This window comes from Tychonema sp. LEGE 06208, from assembly GCF_015207505.1.
GTDB lineage: Bacteria > Cyanobacteriota > Cyanobacteriia > Cyanobacteriales > Microcoleaceae > Microcoleus.
Map to the genome: position 1 here is coordinate 49,740 of NZ_JADEWT010000022.1, position 12,892 is coordinate 62,631.

Genomic DNA, 12,892 nt, shown 5'->3' on the forward strand with positions numbered 1-12,892 from the left:
TGACAAGATTCGCTGGTTCTGAAAAAATTAAGAGGATAGTTATTTGTATGATGATGGATTTGGACAAGCAGACGGAAACTGTTTTACGGACTGAAAATATCAATATTTTTTACGGCGGTTTTCACGCGGTGAAAAATGTTTCGCTAGAAATTCCTAAAAATCGGATTACTGCTTTGATCGGGCCTTCTGGCTGCGGCAAAAGTACAATTCTCCGATGTTTTAACCGCCTCAACGATTTAGTTAACGGTTTTCGTTTAGAGGGTAGAATTCATTACCAAGGTCAAAATCTTTACGATCCTGATATTGATGCTGTGGAGGTGCGCCGCAAGATTGGGATGGTGTTTCAAAAGCCGAATCCTTTCCCGAAGTCAATTTATGACAATATTGCTTACGGTGCGAGGGTGAATAATTATAAGGGAGATATGGATGAGCTGGTGGAAAAGTCGCTCCAACAAGCTTATTTGTGGGATGAGGTTAAGGATAAGTTAAAGCAAAGCGGTTTTTCTCTTTCGGGCGGTCAGCAGCAGCGTTTGTGTATTGCTAGGGCGATCGCAATTAATCCTGATGTAGTATTGATGGATGAACCTTGCGCTTCTCTTGACCCGATTTCGACGATTAAGGTTGAGGAGTTGATGCGGGAACTCAAGGAGAAGTATACCATCGTAATTGTGACTCACAATATGCAGCAGGCTTCTCGGGTTTCTGACCTTACTGCTTTTTTCAATGCTAAACTTTCTGACGATGGGAAGCGGTTTGGCTATCTTGTGGAGTGTGACAAAACTGAGGTGATTTTCCAAAGTCCGAAGGAAGAGTCTACTTTGGATTATGTCAGCGGCCGTTTTGGTTGATTTCCCGACAGGTTGAAATTTGTTTGCAGTTGCAATCTTCGCGCTAAGAGGCTCAAATACAAACCTACAGCAGATTCCCGGTTTATGAAACACACCCCAGATATATATCCTCGGTAGGGACACGGCATTGCCGTGTCCCTACCAACCTGGAATACGCTGTAAAATCTCAAATTGCATGACTCCTTTGCGATCCAAAAATTAAAGTTTGTCGTTGGGTTCTGGCGCGTCAGAACCCAACAACAAACCTAAAATTGTCGGGCTAGATCGACCAATTCTTCAAACAGCGGATTCCCAAAACTCATTAACTCAAACGCCGGATTTTCGGCAAACACATCCGGGTGAAATGCGATGTCATAAATACGATTTTTATAAGTTAGTTTAAAAGTTCGATCGCCCGTTTCTCCAAAAGTTGCTGCAAAAGTCGCGCCCATCTGCTTTAAAATCGCAGAATTGACAAACAAATTTTCGATGGTTTCAGGAAACAGAGAAGTCGGCGGCAGAGGTTGACGGATTTCCTGCAAGTCTGATTCTACATCCATCGCGACCATTTCATCGAGGGCGGGACCGGGAGGCGGCGCGTCTAAAATGCGATCGAACTCTCCCAACAAAACACCCTCTTCTTCGGGATCTGCACTCATCACAGCCTGTTCGATGAAAGTGGGAACTGTTGCGAGAATCGGTTGCAAATTACCGACAACGGTTTGAAAAGCATCGATGCGATCGCGCAATTTCTTGTAAACCTTCGCCTCTACCGTCCCGTCATAGTAAAAATTGTGTATTCTGACAGTATCATAAATCTGCCCGATGCGATCGAGCCTGCCGATCCGCTGTTCGACGCGCATCGGATTCCAAGGCATATCGTAGTTGATTAAAACACCGCAGGTTTGCAAGTTTAGCCCTTCGGAAGCCGACTCGGTACAAAGTAAAATTTTGATAATTCCTTCTCGGAATTTGGCTTTGATTTGTTCCTTGGGAAAAGTTCGCCATTCACCGTTTTGATACAATTCTCCGCCGCGCCCGGAATAGCAAGCAATCTGAGCACCATATAATTGTTGTAAAGCGCTGCGGAGATAGTCCATTGTGTCAGTATATTGCGTAAAGACGATCGCACTTTCCCTCTCAGTCAATTCCTGACGCAAGATTGTGATAAAATGCGAAAGCTTGCTATCTTCGCCAGTATTCTCAAATTGATACAGTAAATCTTCTAAATATTTAATCTCTTCAGGATCTGCCGGTTCAAAATAAGATTCCATCCCTTCCAAAATTACATCATCCGCATCATCTAAATCGCTGAAATCATCCTCAGTAATGCTGATTCCTTCGAGGCGGCGCTGTAAGGATTCGCGAATCGCATAAAACGAACTTGTCAGCCGTTTGCGGTAAAGAGTCATCAAAAATCCTAACGCTTTGCGGTTGTCTTTTTGCGCTAAATTGTAAAAATGGCGGACGTAATTGCTGACGGCGAGATAAAGCGGCACTTCGCGGTTATTTTCTAAAGTTATTGCATTGTCTCTGACGGCGCGGCGGGGAATATCCCGATCCAACAATCCCCGCTGATAGTATTGGCGCAAGGTGTCGCGGGTGTGGCGGAACATCAAATCTTTCAGGGGAGTATTCACTGTCAAATATTGACGGGAAGTGGCGAGGAAATCTTGGTCTTCAATAACTTGTTTCAGGTTGATTCGCTGATTTTTTTCCCAGACATCTCTCAGTTTATAATATAGTAATTTATCGCCCTTCTGTAAATATTCCTGCAATCGCAAACAGGGCGAACCCCCTTGCTGGAAGTAACCGACAGACATCTGCTGCCAAAAATTCAAGGTTTGGCGTAGCTTGCGGGGCGGGACGCCATCGGGCTTTGCGGACAATGTGCTAAAATAATTGCAGAAATTCTCACCATAAGACCAATGTCCGCGCAAGCCGAGAAGGTGCAATAAATCGAAAACCTCGATCGCATCAATCTGCATCGGCGTGGCGGATAATAATAAAAGCGATCGGCTTTTTTCCTTTAACTGCTGCATTAACTGTAACAGCCGGTTCGGCGTTTCCTTGCGGTTTTGCGGACTTTGACGGCGGGCGTGATGCGCTTCGTCGAGTACAACTAAATCCCACGGTTGCGCCTCTAGCAGTTGTTTTGCCCGATCGCTCCGACGGACTAAATGAGATGATGCTAAAATCAGATTTTGGGAATTCCAAGGATTTGTTATTGGTTGTTGGTTATTGGTTATTGGGGAATTACCTGCGGGGATAAATTCACCTTTCGTATAACTCCAAAAGTGCAAATTAAATTTTTCCCGCAACTCTTCATGCCATTGCGGTTGAATGCTAGCGGGTGCTAAAATTAACACACGTTTGACTTTTTGGCTAACCAGCAAGTAACGGAGAATCAACCCAGTTTCGATAGTTTTTCCCAAACCAACTTCATCCGCAATTAAGAAACTTTTCGGGAAATTTGCCGCAACTCTACGCAATATCTTAATCTGATGCGGCCAAGGTTTAATCGGAATAGATTTCAAACAATAATCGAGACAAGTTGGTGAAGCATACAAATTGAAAAGCGGTTCAAACTTAGCATAATCTTGAGATAACTCAAAATCCCCAATAACTCCCCCTAAATCCCGACTCCCAACATCCGTTACATCCGCTAAATCCGCTACAAAATCCGCTGCCGAACCCTCCTCATCCGCTACATCCGTTACAAAATCCGTTGCCGAACTTTCTTCCCGACTCCACACAGGCTTACTACTAGGCGCGTAGCTTAGCAACTTATTTTTCACCGCTTCCGGCACTTCAAAAACGCGCACGTTTGGCGATAAATTGTTCCACAACTGTTCAAACCGAAAAATCTCTTCAGAAACTCGTTCGGCATCTCTGCCGCCTTCCCAGGCACAATAAACGTGGAAAGATTCAACATTACTTTCCCAACCGCTGAGAGATTCGTTATTGGAACCGCTAAAAGCTAATTGTGCGCCCTTGCTGTCGGTAAAAATGCCAACTTTTTCGTGAAACATATGCTGGCGATCGAGTAAACTTTCAGTATCTACTGGTAAACCGTCAGACTTGAGGGGAACGGCAATTTTAATATCGAGATAACTGTTTTGAATCAGCCAACTGAGGATTTCAAAATGTTTGAGTTGCGCGAAGGTTTTGGGCGGCTGCAAATCGGTATCGAGGCGGATGGTAACAGCATCTCGGAGGGCGTAACCTTGTTGGATAGCTTGCAAATCCTGCGGGCTAAACTGACAGCCCATGATTAACCGCATCCGCCCGCAATTGTGCAGCATTGCGCCCAATCCCTGCGCGACTTTACTGAGGATGGCGCTGTTGAAAAAGCCGGATTTGCGATCGTACTGTAGGGCACATTCTAGGGCGGGAATGTAGAAATCGGCGATCGGGTTATTTTCGTTGCTAGAATAGCTAATCCGCCAGGGATAATCTGTTAAATTCATGTTATTAGTTATTGGTTATTGGTTATTGGTTATTTGTTATTGGTTATTTGTTATTGGTTATTTGTTATTGGTTATTTGTTATTTGTTATTTGCCACAAGATTCGATCCCCCTAAATCCCCCTTAGATCGGGGGACTTTGAATGGAATTAAACTCTTGTCCCCCCCGACTATCCGGGGGGTTAGGGGGGATCTCTTTCTCGAAACTTATTCTGGTATTTGTTGTGGCGGAATCTCCTCAGCAGAAAGTGTCACGACTTTTCCATCTTGCCAAATACTAATTGATTGTCCGAGTCTGCGGTGTTTCTCGATCGCCTGTGCGATCGCCTTTTTAACACCAGCATCGATGCGATCGGACAATTTTTGATTTTGTTGAGTCATCGGATTAATCCTCCTGAGTAATTGTATTCCAAATCTGGGACTGATAAATTATCGGATTAGAATTTAAAGGGCATTCTGCAATCAATTCAGGAATCGGATTAGAATTATCGTAACTAACCCACATATCACTTAAAGGTAAATACAATTCTAATAAATTTTTCCTCCCTCTTTCATAGCGGCGGCGAATCACATCTTCAGGAATATTATGCCCCCCACTTTCTACCCGCCGCCGCACCCGATAAACCGCTAATTCCGGGCTTTGCAACCAAAAATAAATTAAATTAACAGTATAACCTTTTAGTTTACACTTCCGCAAAAACCGGACATAATTGCGAGAAGCGAGAGTTGTCTAAAAAGCAAAATCAGCACCGGCATTTGATAGCGAGTCCAACCGTTGCAGCATCAATCGCCCCGCTTGCATCGCCACAGATTCGGGATTGAAAGGTGAAAGCCCAACAGCTATTTCATCAGCATTGACATACTCAAACACATTGAGAAAATGCGGCAACAACTGCATCGCCGCAGTTGTCTTTCCCGAACCGTTGCAACCTCCGATAACATAAACATCCGGCATAATTGTTATTAGTAATTTGTTATTGGTTATTTGTTATAACCATTTATAACACGGCAACGGAGGACACGGCAGTGCCGTTTCCCTACCTCAAAACCATTTATAACACGGCAACGGAGGACACGGCAGTGCCGTTTCCCTACCGCAAAAAAATCAATCTTCCTCGATTATAAACGTAATAATCGCCCGATTAATTGTAGGGACACGGCACTGCCGTGTCCTCAAAAAAACTGCCGTGTCCTCAAAAAAACTGCCGTGTCCTCAAAAAAACTGCCGTGTCCTCAAAAAAACTGCCGTGTCCTCAAAAAAACTGACCACCCGCGCGTAAATCCTCTTAAAACAAACTCAATTGTCCCTCAAACGGAATATCCAATTGTTGATAAACAACCTTCGCCTTAATCTCATCCATCACCAACCACAAATCCAACAAAGCCTTCTCCTCCGGTATCCGCTTCTTCTCATCCCCAATCCGGGGAATAACTTTCAGCGCCACCTCAATCGCCCGCATGAAATTATCATTATCCGTCAAATTAGCTTTCTTCATAAACTCGCGCACAATTTGAATATTTCCATCCTCCTGATACAGCGCAATAATTGCGTGCAATCCATCCACTAAATATGTCAGCGAAAAATCTTGCGGATTCACCGAAAAAGCACCTTTTTTCAGCCGCTGTTTCGGAGTCAAAAGCTTGCAAGTGCCGCTAACCGAGTCAATCAATTTGTATTTTTTGGCTAAATCAACGACATCGAAACCGCCCACGGCGAGGGCGAGTTGTCGCGCTTCATCGAAGGGGAATTCGACGGCGCGGAAGGCATCCCAGGCCAGGAAATACCACTGAGTCAGCGCGTCAAAACCCGCTGTATCGGTTTGTACGAGTTTGCGGAAGCGATAGTTTGCAATGGCTTTTCTGGCTTCAGCAAATGCAACTTCCGGGCGCACTTCTTCGCCGCTGCTGTTGAGGATGGGATAGGAACGGCTGAACACGTTTAAAGCCGGGCCAAAGGCGCTTAAATAAAGGTCGATTCCTTTGATGTCGTTGGCTTCAAATTCCGGGGCGCGCTGTTCGACGAGATTGGCGACTTCCGGGCGCAAATCGTCCCACCAAGCTTGGGCGGCGTTGGTGTCGCGCTTGCGGCAAACTAAAAGGACTGTACTGGAAACTGAGTTTTTCTTGGCTTGGTGGAGGTTTTGGGGGTTTTCGGTACTGACGGCCCAGGATGCGGTAATCTCGAAACCGGCATCGATAAGGGATTTTGTGAGTACGTCCCACGCGCCGGATTCTTTGTGGTTGAATTGGACTGTCATCGCGCCGTCATCGCGCAAAACTCGGTAATATTCGCTAAAAGCTAGGGCCATTTTTGCTTCGTAATCTTGTTTGGCGAGTTCGTCGGGGGATGCGCCCATGTTGCGGAAGCGCGACGGATTCGCCACGGCTTCTCTATCTTTGTCGGTGAGTTCTGAGTAGAATAAATCGGGGAATATATCGCCTAACGTGCGCTTCATCCAGACATAGAAAAAGTCGGAAAGTTCGGCATATTGGATGGTGGCATAGTAGGGCGGGTCGGTGATAATTGCATTGACAGATTTGTCGGGAATGTGGTAGAGGCTATCGGCGGATGCGGCATAAATTTTGATGGTTTTAGGGTCGTATTGTTCGATTCCTGGGAGGCCTGTTGAGTGGGGTTTTGTGCCGAATAATTTACAAAGTTCTGAATAATCCGATGCAGCCGTTTCAGCACACCATTTCCATAGTTGTGATGTTCCTGTTGTTTCTGGATAATTCCACATTAAGTTTAAGGCGTGTTGACTGGAACAGCCTTCAACATTAGTTCGGCTTGAATGCCATCTTGCTAAACGACAATGTTTATCAACGCATCTATCTAATACTAATCCTAAATAAGTTGCGATAGCCTCTACTTTCTCCAATTCATACTCAGCCTGTAGCAGCGCCTTAGCTTCGTTGATAATTTCTACATAAGTGACAAGCGTTAAAAGCTGTCGAGGGTTGAAAACTTTATCCCATCTATCTATACCTTGACGCAGAAAAGAGCTTCTTTCTGCAAACTGATGACCGTAAGGAATATTTACATTGGGAAAAATTCCCAAATCTTCCCAATGAGTTAAATTTTTATCTAAAAAGTCTTGAACTTTTTCCAAAATATTCAAATCTATTGCTTGAGGTAATCTAAACTCTAAGCTACCTTCGCCACGTCGATAAGCAACCGCATAGATTTGATGCCCCATTCCAATAGTTCGACTTTGCTCATAAGTAAATTCATTGTCAATAACATGATCGCAATTGGGGCATTTAGCTACACCTCTACCCATTGTTGCTGTATCACTAGGATCGTACTCACCCGCATCGGTTTGAATCGTCGTATCCTTGCCTTTCTTCCCCTTCACCAACTCAAAATCAACCCGTTTCTGTTCTCGATTGGGAATGGGTTTCACCGCACACCATTGACCTTTTTTTGCACCACCAGGCGATCTATCTAACCACCAATTCGGGCTCAAAGGCACAACCGACTGACAACTCGGACAAACCACCGTATGCGCCCACAAATAATTCTGCACAGTTTCCCCCGGTAAAGATGGGAAAAATTCAGTTAATCTTTTCTCGGCTTCATCCCCCACCCACTGCACCCATTTATCAATATCCTCCTGCAAATCCGGGCCAAATTTCAGCGGATATTCCATAGCCGCCTTCATCGTCACCACCGCCACGGGATTGAGATCCGACGCCAACACATTCAACCCGTACCGCGCCGCCTCAAAGGGAATGCTTCCCCCACCCGCAAACGCATCTAAAATTGTCGGCGTGCGATTCCCCCACACTTTCTCGCAATAATCGTGAACCTTTTTAATTCGCACCGAAGACGGGGGAGTTTTGTAGAGTTTAATTTCCTTCCCCGGTTCCAATCCCAGCAAATATTCAAACTCTTCTAAAGAAATCTCTGCGGGTAAAATCGACGCCAACACCGAAGCGCGAGAAAAGGATAAAGGTTTGCGGGAATACCAGCGGTGCAATCCTTTAAATGGATTGCCGCCGTGTTCGTAATTAACCTGCTCGTTTAGCAGGTTTACGGGCATAATTTTCTCGATGAATAGGTGAGGGCGCATGATTTTTTTGGTTATTTGTTATTGGTTATTTGTTATTGGTTGTTGGTTGTTGGTTATTTGTGACGTGCCACAATATTCGATCCCCCTAAATCCCCCTTAATAAGGGGGACTTTGAACAATTCTCGATCCCCCTAAATCCCCCTTAATAAGGAGGACTTTGACTTGAACTCTTGTTCCCCCCTTATTAAGGGGGAGTAGGGGGCAAGCTAAGGGGGGATCTCCGGGTTGTTGCTTCTAGCCCGCCTCTAAAGGGATTGCAAACTGCAATTTGCATTGGTATTATCCAAAAAAATCTCGCTCAACCTTCAAATACCTCGGTCTTTTCAATGATAAACCATTCGTGGTACAATACTGCTAAGAAAAACTCTTCTCCTTTCGGGCGATCGCACACAGCCATATATCCCGATACAAACATATCATCGTCAAAAGTTGTATCCTTAAGAAACAGAGTCAGCGAGTTGCCATCCGCACTCCAAATTGCCCGCAAAATCGTGATATTTTGGTGACGGGATGCTTCAACGGGCAATAACACCCACCGCCCCTCAATTTCGATAAATTCCGGTTCGCGGTATCTAAACTCAGACTCCCATTTAAACGGCCCTTCATGCTTCTCAATAATCCGATCCCACCGCACTGTTTTAATCTTGGCTAAAGTTTCATTAGACAAATCAGCTACTTTCATCAGATTAATCTCCCAATAAAATTCGCAAAGCTTTCAAAGCATTTGAACGATTGCCATTAGCAATTTTACCAAACCAATAATGTGCCTCTTCATTACTCATCGCCATAATCCCTTCTGCAATATTAGCAATTCGTTCAGTTTTCGATAGCGGTTGCAGCGATTGAAATAAAATCGCCAAACTAACGCCGGATTCTTCTGATAAAATATAAGGCGTTTGTCGCTGCTGAGATAAAGTTTTTGGATCGTAATTATTCGCTTTGAGAGTGGCATAAATTTTTTGTCTCGCCAAAACCAGAGCATTTCCTTTGAGTCGCCCCAATTTTTTAGCCGCCGGACGCTTTTTCTCTCCCGCTTTCTTGTAGGCGCATTGGTAGAGTTCCAATGCAAAATTATTGTTGTCAAGGCAAACAACTTTTAACTGAAACTCCTGCATCAGTACGTCACCCTTGCCCTTAAATTTAAACGCTCTACCGGATTGCGATCGAGGGTTTGTTTTATACTGTTAATATCCGAGGCATTTGCTGGCAAAGCTGGCTTGAATTCTAAGGTGATTTTCAAACTAACAGTTGCTTGCGCGTCGGGACTGTTCAACAAACTGTTGATAGTCGAGAAAAAGCTCTGAAATCCCCGCATCTGTCCTTGATATTCCAGCCGCACAAATTGGTCGCCGGTTTGAATGGTTGCGGTTTGGTCGATTTGCGGTTGCCAGCGCTGCAATAGGGCAATTGCTGTTCCCAATTTGCGATAATCCATGACTCGATCCACAGACAATTCTAGCATTTCGATGGCTTGTATTTTGTTGTCGCTGATGCGATCGCCCAATCCGGCAAATACCGCATTCACCGTGCCGTCGAATTCGATAGTCGGCGGTTTCGCCTCCCACAAAGTCCCCTGTAGCCCTTCCACCACATAAGGAGAATTGTCACTATATCGAACGCTAGGAACTTGAGGATTTAGATTGACATTGGTTGATTTTTCTGCTGTCTCACCGTTACCGTAATCGGCCACCACCCGAAAAATAGTGTTATTCACAATGGTGATTTCACACTCATCGGAAGGGAAGAAATTTCCCGGCACTAAACTATCATTTTGATACAAACTAACACTCAGTGCTCCTTTGGCTTTCCACCTCACCCGCACCGATTTTGCCGCCTCGGTACCGGGCATCAATTGAGCGCTGAGTTCCACTGATTTCGGCGCTGGAGGTTCGAGAATGCCGCGCCTGTACAGTAGGGCGCGATCGCTAAATTCGATCGTCTCCGGCAACACCAACACGCTATCATCGGTTTTGATAAACAGTCTCTCCCCAACTTTCAGATCCCAATTGCCCATTTTCAACCCTTCGCGAATCGTCTCCCGCAGCATCGAAACTTCCGCATCGAGGAGAATATTCAAACTCAAATCCTTAGCAAAAGCATCGCGCAGCGCCTTTGTCGTCCAACTATCCAACCCCGCAGGCCAAACTTTTTGCAAGATAAAAGCCGGGGCGAAAGGTTTAGCTTCTGCGGCGCGAATTTTGCCGCAATCTTTGAGGGCTTTGAGAATTACATCTTGCTGGTTGTTTTTGCCTTTCACCGTACTCGCATCCTGGGCGGAAAGAGTGTAGTGCATCAATCCTTTCGGTGCTTTTACCGGGTCGTTTGCAGCATAAAATAAATGGCGGTAAGCATTAGTTAAAGATATTCTCACAGCTATATCTTTCGCGCCTTCTCTTTCCTTGAGTTGCTTCTGCTGGCTTCCCGATAAATCTTCCATGCGGTTCTGACTTTTGAGAATATTTTGAATTGCTTTGTATTCTCTAGCATTGTCGATGGCCGTTTCTACTTCTAGCCGATTTGCTACTAAAAATAACAGCCGATTGCGGTAGGTGCGAAACTTCCCCGACTCGCCGCTGTTGTTAAAAATTCTCTCGATTAATTCCGGGGCTGCATCGGTAGAGGAATCCACCGTTTCATCGTCAAAGTCGATGGCGCACAGCGCCACATCCTCCGGGTTGTCGTCTACATTTCCGGGAGTTTCGACATTAGAAACTAAAGTAAAGAATTTCTTGGCAAAAATGCTATCCCGGCGAGTTCGCAAATCTGCTTTGGCTAATTCCCTCGTGACTTGTTCTTTCTCTTCGGTAATAATTTTGTTAATCGAAGGTTCTTCTTTAAACCGCGCCAAGGATGTGATCGGATCGAAGTCTAAATACCAGGCTACCTTAGTTAATGTTTCTAAAACGCGATCGACAAAACCGCTGTCAACCCCTGGAGTCAGCAGCGACAAATTCAACTCCGCCAGCCGAATACCCGAAGAATTTCCCTGAGTCAAAGAATGCAGAAAAATTGTTCGCCCTACCCAAGTAGAAAACGGCGGTTTTCCGGCTGCTATCCATTCCGCATCTTGCAATTGTGCGTAAGCCGGCCTACCGTCGGGATTGTAGATATCAGCGCCGAGGCACGGGCGCATGGGCGATCGTTGCAACCGAGAGGTAAGATCGTTAGTAATTTCCTTATCCATCCCCACCGGAATGTGATGCGTGTGAATCATGGGCACCCAACCATTGCGATTTTCCCACAAATGCCGCACGACTTGCGCGAAAAGCCGTAAAGCCCCCCGCGTCTTCTGGAATTCAGGAATCGAAGCAATTTTTTTAGTCAGCAGATTGAACAATTCCGGGTGAAACGGATAACTTTGGACGATCGCCTTTGAGTATGACGCATCTTTGCACCCGTCGGGTAAATTAGCGCGGCAATTGCGATAAGCCGCCAAATATTCCGATGCCGCTTTTTGCGCCGCTTCTTCGCTAACTGTCGCAAACACGCGCTGTTTGACGATGTTGTAAATTTCGATATCTGTAGAAGGGCTTAACACCCTTTCTTGTCGGGCGGAAGCGCGCATCGTTTCTTGCAATTCTGCGGTTTCTTCCGCAAAGGTATCTGCGGTCGAGGCGAGGGAATAAACCAATATTAAATTATCGCACGCTGCCGCCAAATCCATCAAGGAAAATAGGAAAGCTACCACTTGTTCGGCTAAATCGCTGCGGCCAATTTGTTTGGCTTTTGCCGATCGCAAATACCGGGCAATTTCATCTAAAATAATTACCGTCGGCTGTCCCCCCGCCAACCTTTCTAACACCGAAGTACCGGGACTGACACCGCTTTTATCGCTACCTTGCAGTAATTGATAGCCTTGTATCCCGCCAATTTGGTAGGCAATTTCGCCCCAAAGCGTGTAGGTTGTCAAGCCGCTGTCGGCATGATAAACTCCTTGTTCCGGGTCTAAATCTCGACCGTCGATGGCTGCAACTTGAATCGGGCGATCGGGAATAGTATTAATATCTGTAAAGCGTTCCAATCCAGAAATTTCTCGCCCCTGCTTGCAGATATGCCAAAGTGCAATTTCATCGTGAGTTTTGCCGCCCCCAAAACTGGTTTCCAAACGAATTACCGCCGCCCCGCTGCTTTGCTTCGTCAAGCGGCTGAAAACTTCGCGGATCAAAGTTTTGATACCGTCAGTTGCGAAGGTGTTGGCAAAGAATTTATTGGCATCTTGATAAACTTGAGGTGCATTTCCTTCGACTACCAGCCGCAATTTTGCTGCAAATAAATCTAGAGACAAGTCTCCCGATAAAATTTCCTCTCTGGGCGCGCAGGTATCAAAGATTAATGGCAGCATTGATTATTTTGAAAAGTGAGGGAGACGCACAGAATAATATTTTACCAAAATCCGCGCCTCAATTGGTTCATTGCATTAATTGATTTGTTGATACGCGGCTCAATCCCTATTCTTCTTGCTTCTTGCTTAGGCTATATAGCGGTTCTCAATAAAGTGAGGTATGGCCCATGCCCCATGCCCCAT

General features: G+C 45.4%; 9 protein-coding genes and 1 pseudogene. 1 reads left to right on the top strand and 9 read right to left on the bottom strand.

Translation table 11 applies throughout. From position 1 onward, the window contains the following. Positions 1-47 precede the first annotated feature (47 nt). Positions 48-848 (top strand): phosphate ABC transporter ATP-binding protein PstB, encoded by an 801-nt coding sequence (gene pstB / locus IQ263_RS08480; RefSeq protein WP_194067040.1) that lies wholly within the window; start codon positions 48-50, stop codon positions 846-848. On the opposite strand, the gene IQ263_RS28350 is transcribed toward pstB, so the two are convergent. The 9 genes and pseudogenes from IQ263_RS28350 to IQ263_RS08515 all read right to left on the bottom strand — a co-directional run bounded on the left by IQ263_RS28350 (position 824) and on the right by IQ263_RS08515 (position 12,709). Continuing rightward, positions 824-976, bottom strand: a complete 153-nt coding sequence (locus IQ263_RS28350) for a hypothetical protein (protein WP_228049889.1) — start codon at positions 974-976, stop codon at positions 824-826. The genes pstB and IQ263_RS28350 overlap by 25 nt on opposite strands. A 117-nt stretch (positions 977-1,093) precedes the next feature. Beyond that, positions 1,094-4,297 carry a DEAD/DEAH box helicase gene (locus tag IQ263_RS08485; RefSeq protein ID WP_194067041.1) on the bottom strand — a complete coding sequence of 1,068 codons (3,204 nt, stop codon included), beginning with the start codon at positions 4,295-4,297 and terminating at the stop codon, positions 1,094-1,096. Positions 4,298-4,501: 204 nt separating this feature from the next. Further along, complete coding sequence (locus IQ263_RS08490) at positions 4,502-4,675, bottom strand: hypothetical protein (protein WP_194067042.1); 174 nt, start codon at positions 4,673-4,675, stop codon at positions 4,502-4,504. Between the two features lie 4 nt (positions 4,676-4,679). Next, positions 4,680-5,012, bottom strand: a pseudogene (locus IQ263_RS28355) (ATPase); the annotation flags it as partial. Positions 5,013-5,024: 12 nt separating this feature from the next. Then, positions 5,025-5,249 carry a hypothetical protein gene (locus IQ263_RS28360; RefSeq protein WP_228049891.1) on the bottom strand — a complete coding sequence of 75 codons (225 nt, stop codon included), beginning with the start codon at positions 5,247-5,249 and terminating at the stop codon, positions 5,025-5,027. A 331-nt stretch (positions 5,250-5,580) separates the two neighbouring features. Beyond that, on the bottom strand, positions 5,581-8,367 hold the full coding sequence (locus tag IQ263_RS08500) for a DUF1156 domain-containing protein (protein WP_228049892.1): 2,787 nt from the start codon (positions 8,365-8,367) through the stop codon (positions 5,581-5,583). Positions 8,368-8,665: 298 nt separating this feature from the next. Next, positions 8,666-9,049 carry a hypothetical protein gene (locus tag IQ263_RS08505; RefSeq protein ID WP_194067043.1) on the bottom strand — a complete coding sequence of 128 codons (384 nt, stop codon included), beginning with the start codon at positions 9,047-9,049 and terminating at the stop codon, positions 8,666-8,668. A gap of 4 nt (positions 9,050-9,053) precedes the next feature. Beyond that, positions 9,054-9,482 (bottom strand): DUF7680 family protein, encoded by a 429-nt coding sequence (locus IQ263_RS08510; RefSeq protein ID WP_194067044.1) that lies wholly within the window; start codon positions 9,480-9,482, stop codon positions 9,054-9,056. Then, positions 9,482-12,709: an ATP-binding protein gene (locus IQ263_RS08515; protein ID WP_194067045.1), complete on the bottom strand. Its 3,228-nt coding sequence runs from the start codon at positions 12,707-12,709 to the stop codon at positions 9,482-9,484. The genes IQ263_RS08510 and IQ263_RS08515 overlap by 1 nt, the downstream gene beginning before the upstream one ends. Positions 12,710-12,892: the final 183 nt, after the last annotated feature.

Bases quoted from the DNA above. Each gene is read 5' to 3' on its own strand.
- IQ263_RS08505 (WP_194067043.1), bottom strand. From the start codon at position 9,049: ATGAAAGTAGCTGATTTGTCTAATGAAACTTTAGCCAAGATTAAAACA.
- IQ263_RS08510 (WP_194067044.1), bottom strand. From the start codon at position 9,482: ATGCAGGAGTTTCAGTTAAAAGTTGTTTGCCTTGACAACAATAATTTT.
- IQ263_RS28360 (WP_228049891.1), bottom strand. From the start codon at position 5,249: ATGCCGGATGTTTATGTTATCGGAGGTTGCAACGGTTCGGGAAAGACA.
- IQ263_RS08500 (WP_228049892.1), bottom strand. From the start codon at position 8,367: ATGCGCCCTCACCTATTCATCGAGAAAATTATGCCCGTAAACCTGCTA.
- IQ263_RS08485 (WP_194067041.1), bottom strand. From the start codon at position 4,297: ATGAATTTAACAGATTATCCCTGGCGGATTAGCTATTCTAGCAACGAA.
- IQ263_RS08490 (WP_194067042.1), bottom strand. From the start codon at position 4,675: ATGACTCAACAAAATCAAAAATTGTCCGATCGCATCGATGCTGGTGTT.
- pstB (WP_194067040.1), top strand. From the start codon at position 48: ATGATGATGGATTTGGACAAGCAGACGGAAACTGTTTTACGGACTGAA.
- IQ263_RS08515 (WP_194067045.1), bottom strand. From the start codon at position 12,709: ATGCTGCCATTAATCTTTGATACCTGCGCGCCCAGAGAGGAAATTTTA.
- IQ263_RS28350 (WP_228049889.1), bottom strand. From the start codon at position 976: ATGCCGTGTCCCTACCGAGGATATATATCTGGGGTGTGTTTCATAAAC.